This window comes from Ruegeria sp. MALMAid1280, assembly GCF_049195285.1.
In the GTDB taxonomy this organism is placed as follows: Bacteria; Pseudomonadota; Alphaproteobacteria; order Rhodobacterales; family Rhodobacteraceae; genus Ruegeria.
The window spans coordinates 639593-654222 of record NZ_JBMIRT010000059.1 but is presented as its reverse complement, the minus strand read 5'-3'; the positions used below and the strand labels follow the sequence as shown (position 1 = coordinate 654222).

The following is a 14630-nucleotide window of genomic DNA, read 5'->3' as shown; positions in this document are numbered from 1 at the left end:
TTTAGTTTGCAACATCAAGCCGCTGAAATTTCGCCGCTTTCGATCTGCTCGCGCTCAATGGATTCGAATAGGGCCTGGAAGTTCCCCTCGCCAAACCCATCATCGCCCTTGCGCTGAATGAACTCGAAAAAGATCGGGCCGATCACGGTTTTCGAGAAGATCTGCAGCAGAATTCTGGTCTCGCCCCCATCCAGAACGCCTTCTCCATCGATCAGGATGCCGTGTTTCATCATCCGGTCCAGCGGCTCTTCGTGGTCGGTGACGCGATCCTTGGACATCTCGTAATAGGCCTCGTTTGGCCCGGGCATGAATTTCAACCCTTTCTCGGCAATCGCATCAGTCGAGGCATAGATATCCTCGCTGCCCACGGCGATATGCTGAATGCCCTCACCCTTGTATTTGTTCAGGTAAGACACGATTTGCCCGGTCTCACCCCGATCTTCATTGATCGGAATACGAATACGGCCACAGGGCGACGTCAGGGCACGGCTGTAGAGGCCGGTATACTTGCCCTGAATGTCAAAAAAGCGGATTTCGCGGAAATTGAACAGGGTCTCGTAGAACTTAAACCACGTGTCCATATTCCCGGTATAGACGTTGTGCGTCAGGTGATCGAGGTAATAGAACCCATCACCGCGCGGCTTGGATTGTTTGGTCCAGGTGAACTCATGGTTATAGGGTGATGTGTCGTGGTATTGGTCGATGAAATAGATTAGCGACCCGCCGATGCCCTTGATTGCCGGAACATCCATGGTCTTGTCTGCCGCGTCATAGGGTTCGGCGCCTTTGGACACCGCATGGTCATAGGCCTTTTTCGCGTCCGCCACGCGCCAGCCCATCGCCGATGCGCAGGGGCCGTGCTCGGCAACAAACCGCGCGGCAAAGCTTTCGGGGTCGGCATTCAGAATGTAGGTCACGTCGCCCTGCTGCCACAGTTCAACCGCGGGCCTGTCCGTATGATAGCCAACCTGTTCAAACCCCATTTTGGCGAACAGATCACGCAGTTCCTGCGGCTCAGGATGCGCAAATTCCACAAATTCAAACCCGTCGGTGCCGACCGGATTTTCCTTGCTGATGACAGATTTCGGGGTGTTGTGAGGGAAAGGGCCCATGGCGTGCCTCCTTAAAACAGGAATTTCTTTGCTGATTCCAAAATACGCCTTAATCGGCGCTGTTTCTGCGCATTGTTTTCGTGTAACCTGATAGAAAACGCGCAAAACCCGCATTATTTCGAGCATCAATGAAGAAAGCCCGCACATGCTGGATATCACCGACACGCGCCTGCTGTCCGCCTTGCAGAAGGATGCCCATCTGACCGCGCACCAACTGGGCGAAATGTTGAACCTGTCCCCCAGTCAGGCCGGGCGGCGGCGACAGAGGCTGGAGGCCGAAGGCTACATTACCGGATATACCGCACGGCTGGACCCGCTAAAGCTGGGGCTGCACGTGCAGGGGTTCGTTCAGGTGCATCTGGGCACCCACGGCCCCGAGCAATCGGAGAGTTTTGCCCGCATGGTTCATTCGCTCCCCGAGATTACCAGCGCCTGGACGATGACCGGTGAGGCAGATTACCTCTTGCGCGTCTATTGCGACGATCTATCTGCGCTCAACCGCTTGCTTCATCAGGTGATACTGCCGCATCCTGCCGTGGCACGGGTGCAAAGCCAGATCGTGATGGACCAGCTCAAACGCGACGCCCCTTTGCCCACCTGACCTGACCGAAAGGACCGACATGGACGATTTCCTCTATCAGGCCTCGATCTATCTGGCAGCCGCCGTGATCGCCGTGCCCCTGTCGGCACGTCTGGGGTTGGGGTCCGTGTTGGGGTATCTGGCCGCAGGCATCGTCATCGGCCCCGTGTTCGGACTTGTCGGTGCGGAAACCGAAAGCCTGCAGCATGTGGCCGAGTTCGGTGTGGTCATGATGCTGTTCCTGATCGGACTGGAGCTTGAGCCCCGCGCGCTGTGGGATATGCGGGACAGGTTGCTGGGGCTGGGGGGGCTGCAGGTCGGCTTGTCTACCGTCGCCATCGCCTGCGTCGCCATGTACGCAAACCACCCCTGGTCTGTTGCATTGGCGGTTGGGTTGACCCTGTCGTTGTCCTCGACCGCGATCGTGCTGCAAACGCTTTCCGAAAAGGGGCTGATGCAGACCAATGGCGGCCGCGCCACGTTCTCGGTGCTGCTGACGCAGGACATCGCGGTGATCCCCATTCTGGCGCTGCTGCCGTTGCTGGCGCTGCCTTCCATACCGCATCTGAAAAGCGACGGGTCAATCGACCGGGGTGTGAAAGACCTGCACGACGCTGGCCATCACAGCCTGTCGCTGGTCGAAGGCCTGCCGGGTTGGGCTGTCACCTTGGTGACCATCGGCGCGATTGCTTTCGTGATCCTTGCCGGTGTCTACCTGACGCGGCCCCTGTTTCGCTTTATCCACGCGACGCGCCTGCGCGAGATGTATACCGCTTTGGCGCTGATGATTGTTGTCGGCATCTCCTTCCTGATGACGCTTGTCGGCCTGTCCCCTGCCCTGGGCGCGTTTCTGGCGGGTGTAGTTCTGGCCAGCTCGGAATTCCGCCATGAAATGGAAAGCGACCTTGAACCGTTCAAGGGCCTGTTCCTGGGCCTATTTTTCATCACGGTCGGTGCCGGGATTGATGTCGCTTATTTCTTCGATGATCCGCTGGAACTGATTGGGCTGGCCCTTCTGGTTATCCTGTTCAAAGGGGTCATCCTGTTTCTCGTCGGACGCGCCTTCAATTTGCGTGGTCGCGATCATTGGCTGTTCACATTGGGACTGGCACAGGCGGGTGAGTTCGGTTTTGTCCTGCTGGCCTTCTCGACCCAGCAGAACGTCATCCCGTCCGACCTGTCGCAGAAACTGCTGATGATCATCGCCCTGACCATGCTGATCACGCCGCTGCTGTTCATCATCTACGACCTGATGTCCCGCCGAATTCGGGACAGTGGCCCGCAGCCGGAACCGGATACGATTGACGAACAAGGCCCGGTAATCATTGCAGGTATCGGACGCTTTGGTCAGATCGTGAATCGTCTGGTCCGTGCCAGCGGAATCAAAACCATCGTTCTGGACCACAACATCGAAACGATCCAGTTAATGCGCCGCTTTGGCGTCAAAGGGTTTCTGGGCGATCCAACCCGGCCCGAGTTGCTGCGCGCCGCAGGGCTTGAGAAAGCGACCGTGCTTGTCGCTGCTATGGACGACCGCAAACAGGTGACACGGATCGTCAGCTTTGCCCGACGTCAGCGCCCGGACCTGCACATCATCGCCCGCGCCCATGACCGTACCCATGTGTACGAGCTGTATCAGGCAGGCGCGAACGACATCGTGCGCGAGATGTTCGACAGCTCCCTGCGGGCCGGGCGTTATGTGCTCGAGAATATCGGTCTCAGCGAATATGAGGCCGCGCAGGCCGAGCAGACCTTCTACCACCACGACCGCGCATCGATCCGCGAACTGGCCGAGCTGTGGATCCCCGGGATGCCGACGGCGGAAAACAAAAAATACATCGAACGCGCGCAACAGTTCGAGAAAGATCTGGAAACAGAGCTTCTGGAACTGGCCGAGAAGCACGCCCAGAAATCGGCCTGACCCTGTCTTTGCGGATCAGGCCGTTCAGGTTACCCGTCTGAAACTCCGGCTTCGGCAAAAGTGGCCATGCCCGAATGACAGGCCACCGCGCTTTTCAGGATGTTGATCGCCAGTGCCCCGCCCGAGCCTTCGCCCAAGCGCAGGCCGAGGCTCAGCAACGGTTCCTTGCCAAGCTTTGCCAGAACGGCGCCATGCGCGCCTTCCGCGCTCTGGTGCCCGGCAACGGTGTGATCAAGCGCGCCGTCCGAAACGTCCGCCAGACAGGCCGCGGCCGCCGAGCAGATGAACCCGTCCAAAATGACCGGAATGCGCAGAACGCGCGCCGCAGCGATGGCTCCGGCCATGGCGGCAATCTCGCGCCCACCGAGGCAGCGCAGAACGTCCAGCCCGTCGCCCGCCCCTGCGTGCAACGCCACACCTTCGGCCACCACGCGGGTTTTGTTGACAAGCCCGGCGTCATCCACACCAGTGCCGCGCCCGGTCCAGTCAGCAGCGTCCCCGCAAAACAGCGCACAGGCGATTGCTGCGGCCGGAGTTGTGTTTCCGATCCCCATCTCTCCGACAACCAGCAGGTCGGCTTTGGGGTCCACTGCGTTCCACCCGGTGCGCAGCGCCTGCAGCAGCTCGCCCTCGGACATGGCCGGGCCTGCGGTGAAATCGGCGGTGGGCGTGTCCAGATTCAGTGCGTGCACATCCATCGTCGCGCCAGCGGCCTTGGCCAGCTGATTGATCGCCGCGCCACCATGTTCAAAGTTCATCACCATCTGCACGGTCACTTCCGGCGGAAAGGCCGAGACGCCCTGCACCGTGACACCATGATTGCCCGCAAACACTATCACCTGCGGAGCGGTAATCTGCGGACGGGCATCCCCGCGCCATCCCGCATACCAGATCGCCAAATCCTCAAGCCGACCCAGCGCCCCCGGCGGCTTGGTCAGCTGTCCATTGCGTTCAGCCGCCCCATGCAGCGCGATCTCGTCCGGACCGGGCGCCTGGTTCAGGGTATCACGGAGTGTTTTCAGGTCTTTAAGTTCAGGCAGCATCGAAAGCCTCGTTGCATCAGAGTGGTGCTGTGTGTTTAACCGAAGCGTCCGATCCAACAAGACCCCGAAAGGCGCGGGAGTGCATAAAAACGACAACACCCTGATTTCCGCATGGGATATTCCGCTGGCGCTGGTGCTGCTGACGCGCCTGCCAGTGCCTCATCTGCCCGAGAAAACCTTTTCCCGTCAGGCCGATTCCGCCTGGGCGTTCCCCATCGTCGGGCTGGTGGTGGGCCTGCTGGCTTGCGCCGTTGGCTGGGTCTCGATGACGTCGGGTCTGCCCGCGATGGTCGCGGCCGTGCTGGTCACCATCACTCTGGTCGTTTCCACCGGCGCCATGCACGAAGACGGGCTGGCGGACACCGCAGATGGGCTTTGGGGCGGATTCACGCGGGAACGCCGGCTGGAGATTATGAAGGACAGCCATATCGGAACCTACGGGGTTCTGGCGCTGATCTTCACCCAATTGGTGCGCGTCGCCCTGATCGCCGCTCTGCTGACGGCCGGAGCCTACGGTGCGGTCCTCGCCGCGTGCATCGTGTCCCGAGCGTTCATGCCCGTTATGATGAACGCCCTGCCCAATGCCCGCAACAGTGGCCTGAGCCATTCGGTCGGCGGGCCACGCAGCGCAACAGTAGCGGTCGGGCTTGCGTTGGCCATTATCTGCGCGGCGACCCTGATCGGATCAGGTACCGTCTTGCCCGTTATCCTTGCGGCACTGAGTATCTCGGTACTCGCGCTGGTGACAAAGGCCAAGATCGGCGGTCAGACCGGCGACATTCTGGGTGCGACGCAACAATTGGCCGAACTGGCCTTTCTGACTGCAGCCGCAACGGCCCTTTAGGTTGTACCACCTGTTTCGATCCTCAGGGTCGCACCGCAGTGCTTGCAATGCACTGCATCCGGGTCGTGTCTGTAAAGCCCGCAACTTGGACATTTGTGACGCACTTTCTGCGGCATGAAGATCGCCTGCGCCAATCGCACGAACAGTGCCACGCCGACCACCATGATGAACACCGAAAACAACTTACCACCCGGCGTGGACAAAGTGATATCGCCGAACCCGGTCGTCGTCAGCGTCGCCATGGTGAAATAGAGCGCATCGATATAGGCGGTCTGGCTGTTGTCGGGGATGAAGAACACCAGAACCGCCGTCGAGGTCGCGAACACGAACACCATCAGGTTGATTGCGGCAATTACGGCATCCTCGTGTGTTCGAAAAAACTGACTGTCGCGCCGCAGGTCGCGCAGCAGGTGATAGGAATGGATCAGCCGCAAAGCCCGCAAGATCCGCACGAAGGCCAGGTTTCCGGGTAAGAACGGATCAAGCAGCAACGAGGCGATCACGACGATATCGGCAAGCGTGTAGACCTTGCGCAGCAGCTTCCAGCGGTCCTTTGCGATCCACATCCGGGCCAGAAAATCCAGCAAGATCAAAAACCCGACGCACAGGCTGGCGATGGTGATCCCCGGACCATGCGGGATGTTCGCCGTGGCCACGAAAAACACGATCGAGGCCGCGTCAAACAGGATCAGACCATAGCGGAACCAGATCGAAACCGGCTCATGCGCGACGTACAGAAACTTAACGGTTTGCTTTATCCCGGCCATGTATCCGCCTCTGGTTACAGGAAAGTTAGCGGCCAACGCAGTTTCCACCAAGACCGGAAACGAAAAAGGCCGCCCCCGGCAGGAGCGGCCCGAAATTCAGGATCGGCAACGATCAGGCAGCGCGCGAGGTCAGAACCTCATCCACCTGCTTGGCGGCCGAAACCTCACCGGCGCCGGATACGGCGGCCACTTCGCGGGTCAGACGTTCAAGCGCGGCTTCGTACAGTTGACGCTCGGAATAGCTCTGTTCGCGCTGATCGTCGGTGCGGTGCAGGTCGCGGACCACTTCGGCAATCGAAATCAGATCGCCCGAGTTGATCTTTTGTTCGTACTCCTGCGCCCGGCGGGACCACATGGCGCGCTTGACCTTGGCCTTACCCTTGAGCGTTTTCATCGCCTGGCTGATAACATCAGGCGAGCTGAGCGACCGAAGACCAGACTCGGTGACCTTGTTGGTCGGCACCCGCAGGGTCATCTTGTCTTTTTCAAAAGAGATGACGAACAGCTCGAGCGAATATCCCGCGACTTCCTGTTCTTCGATCGAAATGATCTGGCCCACGCCATGCGCGGGGTAAACAACATAGTCGTTCGGGCGGAACTCAAGCTTTTTCGACTTAGACATACAGGTTCATCCTTGGTTACAGAGCGAGATACGGAACGACAAAACACCCACGCCGGAGCCGTTTCTCAGCTCCGCCAGGCGGCTGGTCTGTCATAAAATCAGAACTCCAAAGCAGTCATACTTCCGGAGCACATCCCCATCTCATTCAACATTCAGCTTACGATTATATCACAAAAATACGGCATCTGAAAGGTCACGCCCTTTTTCTGCCGTGAAACCTTATGTTTTTCAAGGCGATGCACTCTGCTTCTATACCTGAACGAACGAGTTCAGAGAGCGAATCGCTCAGCCGCCTTCGCCGGGCGCTTCCGAGAAATACTTCTCCATCTTGCCCTCTTCACCGTCGCGTTCCTCGGCTTCGGGAAGCGGGTCTTTCTTGGTCACGATCACCGGCCATTGTTCTGAGAATTTCCGGTTGAACTCGACCCACTGATCCATGCCCGGCTCGGTGTCGGGGCGGATGGCGTCGGCGGGGCATTCGGGTTCGCACACGCCACAGTCGATGCATTCGTCGGGGTGAATGACCAGCGTGTTCTCGCCTTCATAGAAACAGTCGACCGGGCACACCTCGACACAGTCGGTGTATTTGCAGGCGATGCAGTTTTCAGTGACGACGTATGTCATGGTCGGATTCCCGTTTGCGCTTTGGGCGATTAGCTAATCCAGTATTGCACTGTCTTCAAGGGAAGATCAGCCCTCTTTGGTACGAGAAAGATCAAGCGCGCGCCGATCTTTCTTGGTCGGACGACCTTTTCCCTCGAAACCCGGATTTTTGGGCGGTGCGTCCCGTTTTTCCGTCAAATCAACATACAACGTCTGCGCCTCGGGGGCCGGGCCGCGGCGTTCGCCGAGCTTTTCGACCCGAACCACCCGCACGATGCGGCCCTGCGGGAAGGTCAGAACATCTCCGGGTCCTACGGCCTGCGCCGGTTTCAGGACCCGGTTTCCGTTCAAGCGGACGTGGCCGCCGCTGACCTGTTTGGCGGCCAGGCTACGGGTCTTGAAGAACCGCGCCTGCCACAACCATTTGTCGATCCGCAGCTTGGCCTCGGCCATTGGCGATCAGTTACCGTCTTTCAAACCCATCAGCGCAGCTGCGAACGGGTTATCGGGATCGATAGCCTTTTCCTTCTTGGGCGGACGAGACGAGAAGGACTTGGCACCTTGCGGCTTGCCCCCTTTCTTACCCTGCGGTTTGCCGCGCCCGTCCTGAGGCTTGCCGCGCGGCTTGCCCTTGCCCTGCGCCTGCCGCTGTTCACGACGCGGGCCTCGGTTGGCTTGACGCTGACGACCCCAAGTGAAGGTGAAGAAGACTTCGACCTCGGGTTCTTCCGCTGCCGGAGCCTCGGCTGCCGCCTCGGTGCTTTCGGTGGCCTCGGCTGGCGCCTCGGCGGGTGCAACAGCCTCTTCTGTTGCAGCCTCGGCCGCCGGTGTTTCTTCAGCTGACGGTTGCTCGGTCGCTTCAGCGGTGGGTTGCTCTGTCGGGGTTACTTCAGGCGCGGCGACAGGCGCTGGTTTCACCTTTTTACGCTCGCCGCGCTCGGCGTTATAGCCCAGCCCCTGCATCAGATCAGCGAACTGTTCCAGCGTCATGCCGGTGATCGACAGCATATCAGGCTTGGCTTCAAAGCCACCACGGCTGTCTTCGGCGCGCAGCATGTCGGCCAGACGTTCCAGCATGTCGATCCGGATCGAACGGTCGCCCGCATCCCGGTACCCGCACATGGTGTCATACCCCTCTGGCGCGCCCTTGGCGACCGGAACGGTGACCAGACCCGGAGGCGGCGAGTCGGGGAATTCCTGCAACCCGTTGGCCAGCGCCCACAGAACCAGCCGCAGACGCGTCGGTGCGGGTTTCAGCAGCAGCGGCATGAAGATGGTGAACTGGCCGAACCGAATACCATGCTTGCGCAGCGCGCCGCGGGCGTCCTGATCCAGATCCTTGACCTCTTGCGCAACGCCAGCACGGGGCAGAACGCCCAATGCTTCGACCATGCGGAAGGCGAACCCTTTGGCGAGGCCGGACAGTTCCTCGTCGCGCGACAGGTTCAGCAGCGGTTCGAACAGCGCAGCGACCTTGCGGTCGATAAAGTGCTGCAGGCGGCGTTGCACTTTCTGTTCGACATCCGGGCCTGCGGCCTCGTCCACGAAAACCTCGACCATCGGCTTGAGAGGTTCGGTCCCGGCAACCAGTTTGCCGACGGCGTATTCGCCCCACATCAGGCCACCCTGATCGGTGAAATCAATTTCGGTATCGGGCGCGTTGTAGAAGCGATCGGCGCGCAGATGGAATTGCGGCGCGAGCGCTTGCACGGAAGCCGTTTTCAGAGCCTTCGCCTCGGTTCCTTGCGCGCTTTTGTCCGGAATGAACCGGAACCCTTCCAGACGACCGACGAATTCGCCTTCGACGGTCACTTCACCCTTGTCATTTACTTCGGCCAAAAGGGCCTCCTTCTGTTTGAGCCGGCGCAGCAATACGGATGTACGCCGGTCCACAAATCTTTGCGTCAGTCGGTCATGTAATGCGTCCGACAGCCTGTCTTCTACAGTGCGCGTTTCGTCACGCCAATGTGATTCGTCACGCACCCAGTCGTTTCGCTGCGCAACATATGTCCAAGTGCGAATATATGCCAACCTTTTGGAGAGTGCATCAATATCCCCATCGGTGCGGTCAATCCGCCGGATTTGCCGCGCCATGAAATCATCCGGGATCGAGCCGCGTTCATGCAGGTGGCCATAGATCACTTCGAGCAGACTGGCGTGTTCGGCATGGCTGATGCCGCGAAAATCTGGGATTCTGCACACATCCCAAAGCAAACGGATGGATTGCGGGTTGCTGGCACGAGCTGCGACTTCGGTCACTTGCGACAGCGATTTCAGCACGTTCAGATCGTCGGCGGGACGCGCCTTGATCAGGTGTTCGTCATTCGGGCTGACTTCAAGCGAGTCGATCAGCGCCTCAACCGAGCCAAACCGCAAAGCAGCATTTCGCCAGTTCAGCTTTTTCATCGGCGTGAACCGGCTGTCCATGATGGCCTGCGCCACGCCTTCGTCCAGCGGCGGGGCCTCTCCGGTCACGCCAAAGGTGCCGTCGGACATCCCGCGCCCGGCGCGACCAGCGATCTGAGCCAGTTCGTTCGGGGCCAGAGGACGCATTCGGCGACCATCGAATTTGGTCAGCGAGGAAAAGGCGACGTGGTCGACATCCAGGTTCAACCCCATGCCGATGGCGTCAGTCGCGACCAGATAGTCAACCTCGCCATTCTGATACAGATCGACCTGCGCATTCCGCGTGCGCGGGCTGAGCGCGCCCATGACCACGGCCGCCCCGCCCTTTTGGCGGCGCAGCAGCTCGGCGATGGCGTAGACACTATCGACCGAGAACCCGACAATCGCACTGCGCGGCGGCATACGGCTGATTTTTTTTGAACCCGCATAGACCAGTTGCGACATCCGTTCACGGCGCACGAACTGAGCTTCGGGCACCAAGGCGGCGATGGGACCGCGCATTGTATCTGAGCCCAGAAACAGCGTCTCATTGGTGCCCCGCGAACGCAGCAGGCGGTCAGTGAAGACGTGGCCGCGTTCGGGATCGGCGCACAGCTGGATTTCGTCGATGGCCACGAAATCCGCGCCCATGCCCTCGGGCATCGCCTCGACCGTGCAGACCCAATACTGGGTGCGCGGCGGCACGATCCGCTCTTCGCCCGTGACCAGCGCCACAACGGATGGCCCGCGAATGGCGACGATCTTGTCATAGACCTCGCGCGCAAGCAAACGCAGCGGCAGGCCGATCACACCGGTCCGATACCCCAGCATCCGCTCGATCGCGTAATGGGTTTTACCTGTGTTGGTCGGGCCAAGTACGGCCACGATTCGGGATGACCCGCTCACCTTTGCCCCCTGCCCAGGCTCTTAGAGGGCCGAGCCCTCGACCTGAGGCTTCAGTCGATTCACCGCATTGGTTACTTCTTCATGATGAGGATGTATAGACAGCGCGCGCTCATATGCGTCCAGCGCTTTGTCGGGCTGTTCGATAATCTCGAAGATCAGGCCAAGGCCATAGATCGCCTCGTAGTTATTCGGGTTCAGCGTCAGCGCATGTTCCAGATCGGCTGCGGCCATGCCAAAGCGATCCACCCCGAAAAACGCCGAGGCCCGCAGATGCCAGCCTTCGGCAAATCCGGGCGCGTGATCGGTCAACGCCGTCAGATGCTCGATGGCGGCCAGAGTATCGCCATCCTCCAGCGCCTCGCGCCCGCGTTCCAACAGCAAATCCGCAGAGGCCGAGCCGGATTGCGCCCACAGCGCCTTGAGCTGCCGATCCAATCCAATCGCCTGTTCCGGTGTCGCCAGCGCCAGTTGCTGCAGCAGCGCCGCCTCATCCCGCAGATCCGCCTGTTGCGCGGCGGAACTGGTGGAAAACATGACCGTGACAAAAATTGCCGCGACGGTACGTTTGAGATTGATGTTTGCAATGCCCATAACAATGTTCAGTGTAGCGTTGCGACCGGGGATGTCCATTCACGGCGCAGAAACAATATGAGGAACACCATGAGCGAAACTCTTGAAAAAGCCGCAGCGGCGCTGAACGAAAAACTGACCGGCGGCGACTTTGACGCTTCGGCCAAGTTTGCCATCGCTGATCTGGGCGCTATCGTTCTGGACGCAAACGGCGCACGCGTCAGCGATGAAGAGACCGACGTTACCCTGAGCGCCGATGCGGACACGTTTGAACAGATCCTCAGCGGCGACCTGAACCCCACCGGTGCGTTCATGTCAGGCAAGCTGAGTGTGGACGGAGACATGGGTGTTGCCATGAAACTCGCTTCGGTGCTGGCCTGATGCAGATCTCGCCGGCCCCTTTCTTTGAAGACGTGGCCGGCGGACCCGCCGGTGGTGCTGCCCATTGGGTGACAACCACGGACAATATCCGCATCCGCGTGGGCCACTGGCGCCCCGAGGGCGAAGCAAGCGGCACGGTGATGATATTCCCGGGCCGTACGGAATATATCGAGAAATACGGCGATGCTGCCGCTGAATTCGTTGGTCGAGGCTTTGCTTGTCTGGCCGTCGACTGGCGCGGTCAGGGGCTGGCGGACCGTCTGCTGGATGACCCGCGCGTCGGCCATGTCGAACAGTTCACCGACTATCAACACGATGTGAAGGCCACGCTTGACCTTGCCGAAAAGCTGGCGCTGCCGAAACCCTGGTATGTGGTTGGCCACTCGATGGGCGGCGCAATCGGCCTGCGCGCGGTTCTGGAACGGCATTGCTTTGCCGCCTGCGCCTTTACCGGCCCGATGTGGGGCATCTTCTTCACTCCGATCATGAAACCGCTCAGCCGGTTGACCGCGTATTGGGGGCCGCGGATCGGCTTGGGGGAAAAGACGCCCCCGACCACTTCGCTGGAAAGCTATGTTGCCTCACAACCCTTTGACGGCAATGTGCTGACGCGTGATCCGGCGATGTACCAGATGATGAAGGATCAACTGACGGCGCACCCTGATCTGGCGCTTGGCGCACCTTCCACGATCTGGCTGCGCGAGGCGCTGGACGAATGCGCCTGGCTGATGGAGCAGACCGCCCCTGCCACACCCGCTCTGGCCTTCCTCGGCAGTCACGAACAAATCGTTGACCGCAAAGCCATCCGCGCGCGGATGGCGGACTGGCCCAACGGTACGCTGGTCGAAATCCCCGACGGCGAACACGAGGTACTGATGGAGCCGCCCGAGGTACGCGGCCCCGTCTATGATCAGCTGGCGCGGCATTTTCTGGCCGCGCAATCGGACGCTGCACCTGCGCCTGCCCTCTCGAGCTGAAGAAGTCCTCACGCAATGGCGGCTTGTGATCCGGGCCGCCCACGCCTAGATGTTTGCGAAAGCAGATATTCCGAGGTGATCCATGCGCGACCTTCCCTTTCCCGTCCGAGATGCAAACGCAGTTGGAGGCGCCGGCGATCTTGGCAACCTGCCAGAATGGGATCTGACCGACCTCTACAGTTCGGAAGAAGCGCCGGAACTGGACCGCGATCTGGACTGGTTGGAGGGCGAATGCGCGTCTTTTGCAGCCGATTACGAAGGCAAGCTGGCGGGTCTGGATGTTGCTGGCCTTCTGACCTGCGTCCAGCGCAACGAAAAGATCAACTCGATTGCCGGGCGCATCATGTCGTTCGCGGGCCTGCGCTATTACCAGCTGACCACCGATGCCGAGCGCGCCAAGTTCCTGTCGGACATGCAGGAAAAGATCACGGTCTTCACCACACCGCTGGTGTTCTTCACACTGGAAATCAACCGCATCGACGATGACGCGCTGAAGGCGCATTTCGACGCCAATGCCGATCTGGCGCGGTATGAGCCGGTCTTCCGCCGCATTCGCGCGATGAAGCCTTATCAACTGTCCGATGAGCTGGAAAAATTCCTGCATGATCTGGGTGTAGTCGGCGATGCATGGGAACGCCTGTTCGACGAAACCATTGCCGGGCTGACCTTTGAGGTCGACGGCGAAGAGCTGAATATCGAAGGCACCCTGAACCTGCTGACGGAACAGGATCGCAGCAAACGTGAAGCTGCCTCGCGCGAGTTGGCTGCCGTGTTTCGGGACAACATCAAGACTTTCGCCCGTGTCCACAACACGCAGGCCAAGGAAAAAGAAATCGTCGATCGCTGGCGAAACATGCCAACCGCGCAGACCGGTCGCCACCTGTCAAACGACGTCGAACCCGAGGTGGTCGAAGCCCTGCGCGAGGCCGTCGTGGCAGCCTACCCCAAGCTCAGCCATCGTTATTACGAGCTGAAACGCAAATGGCTGGGGCTGGACGTGATGCAGGTCTGGGACCGCAACGCGCCGCTGCCGATGGAAGACACCCGCGTCGTCGGCTGGGATGAGGCCGAAAAGACCGTGATGGACGCCTACAACGCCTTCGATCCCCGCATGGCAGAAATCGCGGCGCCGTTCTTCTCAAAAGGCTGGATCGATGCTGCGGTGAAACCGGGCAAGGCTCCGGGCGCGTTCGCGCATCCGACCGTGACAGACGTGCATCCCTATGTGATGCTCAACTATCTGGGCAAACCGCGCGACGTGATGACCCTGGCGCACGAGCTGGGCCACGGCGTCCACCAGGTACTGGCCGCCGATCAGGGCGAGATGCTGTCCTCGACTCCGCTGACACTGGCCGAAACCGCAAGCGTTTTTGGCGAGATGCTGACCTTCCGCAAAATGCTGGATCAGGCCGAAACTCCGGAACAGCGCAAGGTTCTGCTGGCCGGTAAAGTCGAGGACATGATCAACACGGTGGTGCGCCAGATCGCCTTTTACGACTTTGAATGCAAACTGCACGCCGCCCGCCGCGAAGGTGAGCTGACCCCGGACGACATCAACGCCCTGTGGATGAGCGTTCAGGCCGAAAGCCTTGGCCCGGCGTTCGAATTCATGGAAGGGTATGAGACCTTCTGGGCCTATATTCCGCACTTCGTGCACTCGCCCTTCTACGTCTATGCCTATGCGTTTGGAGACGGCTTGGTGAACGCGCTGTATTCGGTTTACGCAAGCGGATCGGAAGGGTTCGAGGACAAGTATTTCGAGATGCTGCGTGCAGGTGGATCGAAGCATCACAAGGAACTGCTGGCACCGTTCGGGCTGGACGCAAGTGATCCCAAATTCTGGGACAAGGGCCTGTCGATGATCTCAGGCTTCATCGACGAACTGGAAGCGATGGAAGAATAAACCCCAGATTCTCAGG

14 protein-coding genes are annotated in these 14630 nt (G+C 59.9%); 6 read left to right on the top strand and 8 right to left on the bottom strand.

Annotation, left to right across the window (positions count from 1 at the left end):
• Positions 1–14: 14 nt before the first annotated feature.
• Positions 15–1112 carry a 4-hydroxyphenylpyruvate dioxygenase gene (hppD, locus tag ACOQFT_RS20160; protein ID WP_421599634.1) on the bottom strand — a complete coding sequence of 366 codons (1098 nt, stop codon included), beginning with the start codon at positions 1110–1112 and terminating at the stop codon, positions 15–17.
• Positions 1113–1257: 145 nt separating this feature from the next.
• Between hppD and ACOQFT_RS20155 the strand changes: the two genes are divergently transcribed.
• Positions 1258–1713, top strand: a complete 456-nt coding sequence (locus ACOQFT_RS20155) for an Lrp/AsnC family transcriptional regulator (RefSeq protein ID WP_421599633.1) — start codon at positions 1258–1260, stop codon at positions 1711–1713.
• A 19-nt stretch (positions 1714–1732) separates the two neighbouring features.
• Positions 1733–3613 (top strand): monovalent cation:proton antiporter-2 (CPA2) family protein, encoded by a 1881-nt coding sequence (locus ACOQFT_RS20150; protein WP_421599632.1) that lies wholly within the window; start codon positions 1733–1735, stop codon positions 3611–3613.
• A gap of 29 nt (positions 3614–3642) precedes the next feature.
• On the opposite strand, the gene cobT is transcribed toward ACOQFT_RS20150, so the two are convergent.
• Positions 3643–4656 (bottom strand): nicotinate-nucleotide--dimethylbenzimidazole phosphoribosyltransferase, encoded by a 1014-nt coding sequence (cobT, locus tag ACOQFT_RS20145; RefSeq protein ID WP_421599631.1) that lies wholly within the window; start codon positions 4654–4656, stop codon positions 3643–3645.
• Between the two features lie 79 nt (positions 4657–4735).
• Here cobT and cobS point away from each other — a divergent pair, with 79 nt between their 5' ends.
• Positions 4736–5500: an adenosylcobinamide-GDP ribazoletransferase gene (cobS, locus tag ACOQFT_RS20140; RefSeq protein ID WP_421599630.1), complete on the top strand. Its 765-nt coding sequence runs from the start codon at positions 4736–4738 to the stop codon at positions 5498–5500.
• Here cobS and ACOQFT_RS20135 read toward each other — a convergent pair.
• From ACOQFT_RS20135 to ACOQFT_RS20110, 6 genes are all read right to left on the bottom strand, one after another.
• Positions 5497–6267, bottom strand: a complete 771-nt coding sequence (locus tag ACOQFT_RS20135; RefSeq protein ID WP_421599629.1) for an ion channel — start codon at positions 6265–6267, stop codon at positions 5497–5499. The two genes, cobS and ACOQFT_RS20135, sit on opposite strands and share 4 nt — an antisense overlap.
• Before the next feature lie 112 nt (positions 6268–6379).
• Complete coding sequence (locus tag ACOQFT_RS20130; RefSeq protein ID WP_170381457.1) at positions 6380–6889, bottom strand: CarD family transcriptional regulator; 510 nt, start codon at positions 6887–6889, stop codon at positions 6380–6382.
• Positions 6890–7174: 285 nt separating this feature from the next.
• Positions 7175–7513 carry a ferredoxin FdxA gene (fdxA, locus tag ACOQFT_RS20125; RefSeq protein ID WP_037307404.1) on the bottom strand — a complete coding sequence of 113 codons (339 nt, stop codon included), beginning with the start codon at positions 7511–7513 and terminating at the stop codon, positions 7175–7177.
• Between the two features lie 66 nt (positions 7514–7579).
• Entirely contained in the window at positions 7580–7945 is a 366-nt protein-coding gene (locus ACOQFT_RS20120; protein WP_170441931.1) for an RNA-binding S4 domain-containing protein, read from the bottom strand.
• A 6-nt stretch (positions 7946–7951) separates the two neighbouring features.
• A complete protein-coding gene (locus tag ACOQFT_RS20115) occupies positions 7952–10783 on the bottom strand; it encodes a helicase-related protein (RefSeq protein ID WP_421599628.1) in 2832 nt (943 codons plus the stop codon).
• Positions 10784–10804: 21 nt separating this feature from the next.
• Positions 10805–11413 (bottom strand): tetratricopeptide repeat protein, encoded by a 609-nt coding sequence (locus tag ACOQFT_RS20110; RefSeq protein WP_421599627.1) that lies wholly within the window; start codon positions 11411–11413, stop codon positions 10805–10807.
• Positions 11414–11443: 30 nt separating this feature from the next.
• Here ACOQFT_RS20110 and ACOQFT_RS20105 point away from each other — a divergent pair, with 30 nt between their 5' ends.
• The 3 genes from ACOQFT_RS20105 (at position 11444) to ACOQFT_RS20095 (ending at position 14614) form a co-directional block, all read left to right on the top strand.
• Entirely contained in the window at positions 11444–11734 is a 291-nt protein-coding gene (locus tag ACOQFT_RS20105; RefSeq protein ID WP_421599626.1) for an SCP2 sterol-binding domain-containing protein, read from the top strand.
• Positions 11734–12711, top strand: a complete 978-nt coding sequence (locus tag ACOQFT_RS20100; protein ID WP_421599625.1) for an alpha/beta fold hydrolase — start codon at positions 11734–11736, stop codon at positions 12709–12711. Before ACOQFT_RS20105 ends, ACOQFT_RS20100 begins: the two co-directional genes overlap by 1 nt.
• Positions 12712–12793: 82 nt before the next feature.
• Complete coding sequence (locus ACOQFT_RS20095) at positions 12794–14614, top strand: M3 family oligoendopeptidase (protein ID WP_421599624.1); 1821 nt, start codon at positions 12794–12796, stop codon at positions 14612–14614.
• The last annotated feature ends 16 nt before the right edge of the window (positions 14615–14630 follow it).

What these genes read in the sequence shown, in the direction of transcription:
- hppD (WP_421599634.1), bottom strand. Translation starts at nt 1,112, where the DNA reads ATGGGCCCTTTCCCTCACAACACCCCGAAATCTGTCATCAGCAAGGAA.
- ACOQFT_RS20155 (WP_421599633.1), top strand. Translation starts at nt 1,258, where the DNA reads ATGCTGGATATCACCGACACGCGCCTGCTGTCCGCCTTGCAGAAGGAT.
- ACOQFT_RS20150 (WP_421599632.1), top strand. Translation starts at nt 1,733, where the DNA reads ATGGACGATTTCCTCTATCAGGCCTCGATCTATCTGGCAGCCGCCGTG.
- cobT (WP_421599631.1), bottom strand. Translation starts at nt 4,656, where the DNA reads ATGCTGCCTGAACTTAAAGACCTGAAAACACTCCGTGATACCCTGAAC.
- ACOQFT_RS20135 (WP_421599629.1), bottom strand. Translation starts at nt 6,267, where the DNA reads ATGGCCGGGATAAAGCAAACCGTTAAGTTTCTGTACGTCGCGCATGAG.
- ACOQFT_RS20130 (WP_170381457.1), bottom strand. Translation starts at nt 6,889, where the DNA reads ATGTCTAAGTCGAAAAAGCTTGAGTTCCGCCCGAACGACTATGTTGTT.
- fdxA (WP_037307404.1), bottom strand. Translation starts at nt 7,513, where the DNA reads ATGACATACGTCGTCACTGAAAACTGCATCGCCTGCAAATACACCGAC.
- ACOQFT_RS20120 (WP_170441931.1), bottom strand. Translation starts at nt 7,945, where the DNA reads ATGGCCGAGGCCAAGCTGCGGATCGACAAATGGTTGTGGCAGGCGCGG.
- ACOQFT_RS20110 (WP_421599627.1), bottom strand. Translation starts at nt 11,413, where the DNA reads ATGGACATCCCCGGTCGCAACGCTACACTGAACATTGTTATGGGCATT.
- ACOQFT_RS20105 (WP_421599626.1), top strand. Translation starts at nt 11,444, where the DNA reads ATGAGCGAAACTCTTGAAAAAGCCGCAGCGGCGCTGAACGAAAAACTG.
- ACOQFT_RS20100 (WP_421599625.1), top strand. Translation starts at nt 11,734, where the DNA reads ATGCAGATCTCGCCGGCCCCTTTCTTTGAAGACGTGGCCGGCGGACCC.
- ACOQFT_RS20095 (WP_421599624.1), top strand. Translation starts at nt 12,794, where the DNA reads ATGCGCGACCTTCCCTTTCCCGTCCGAGATGCAAACGCAGTTGGAGGC.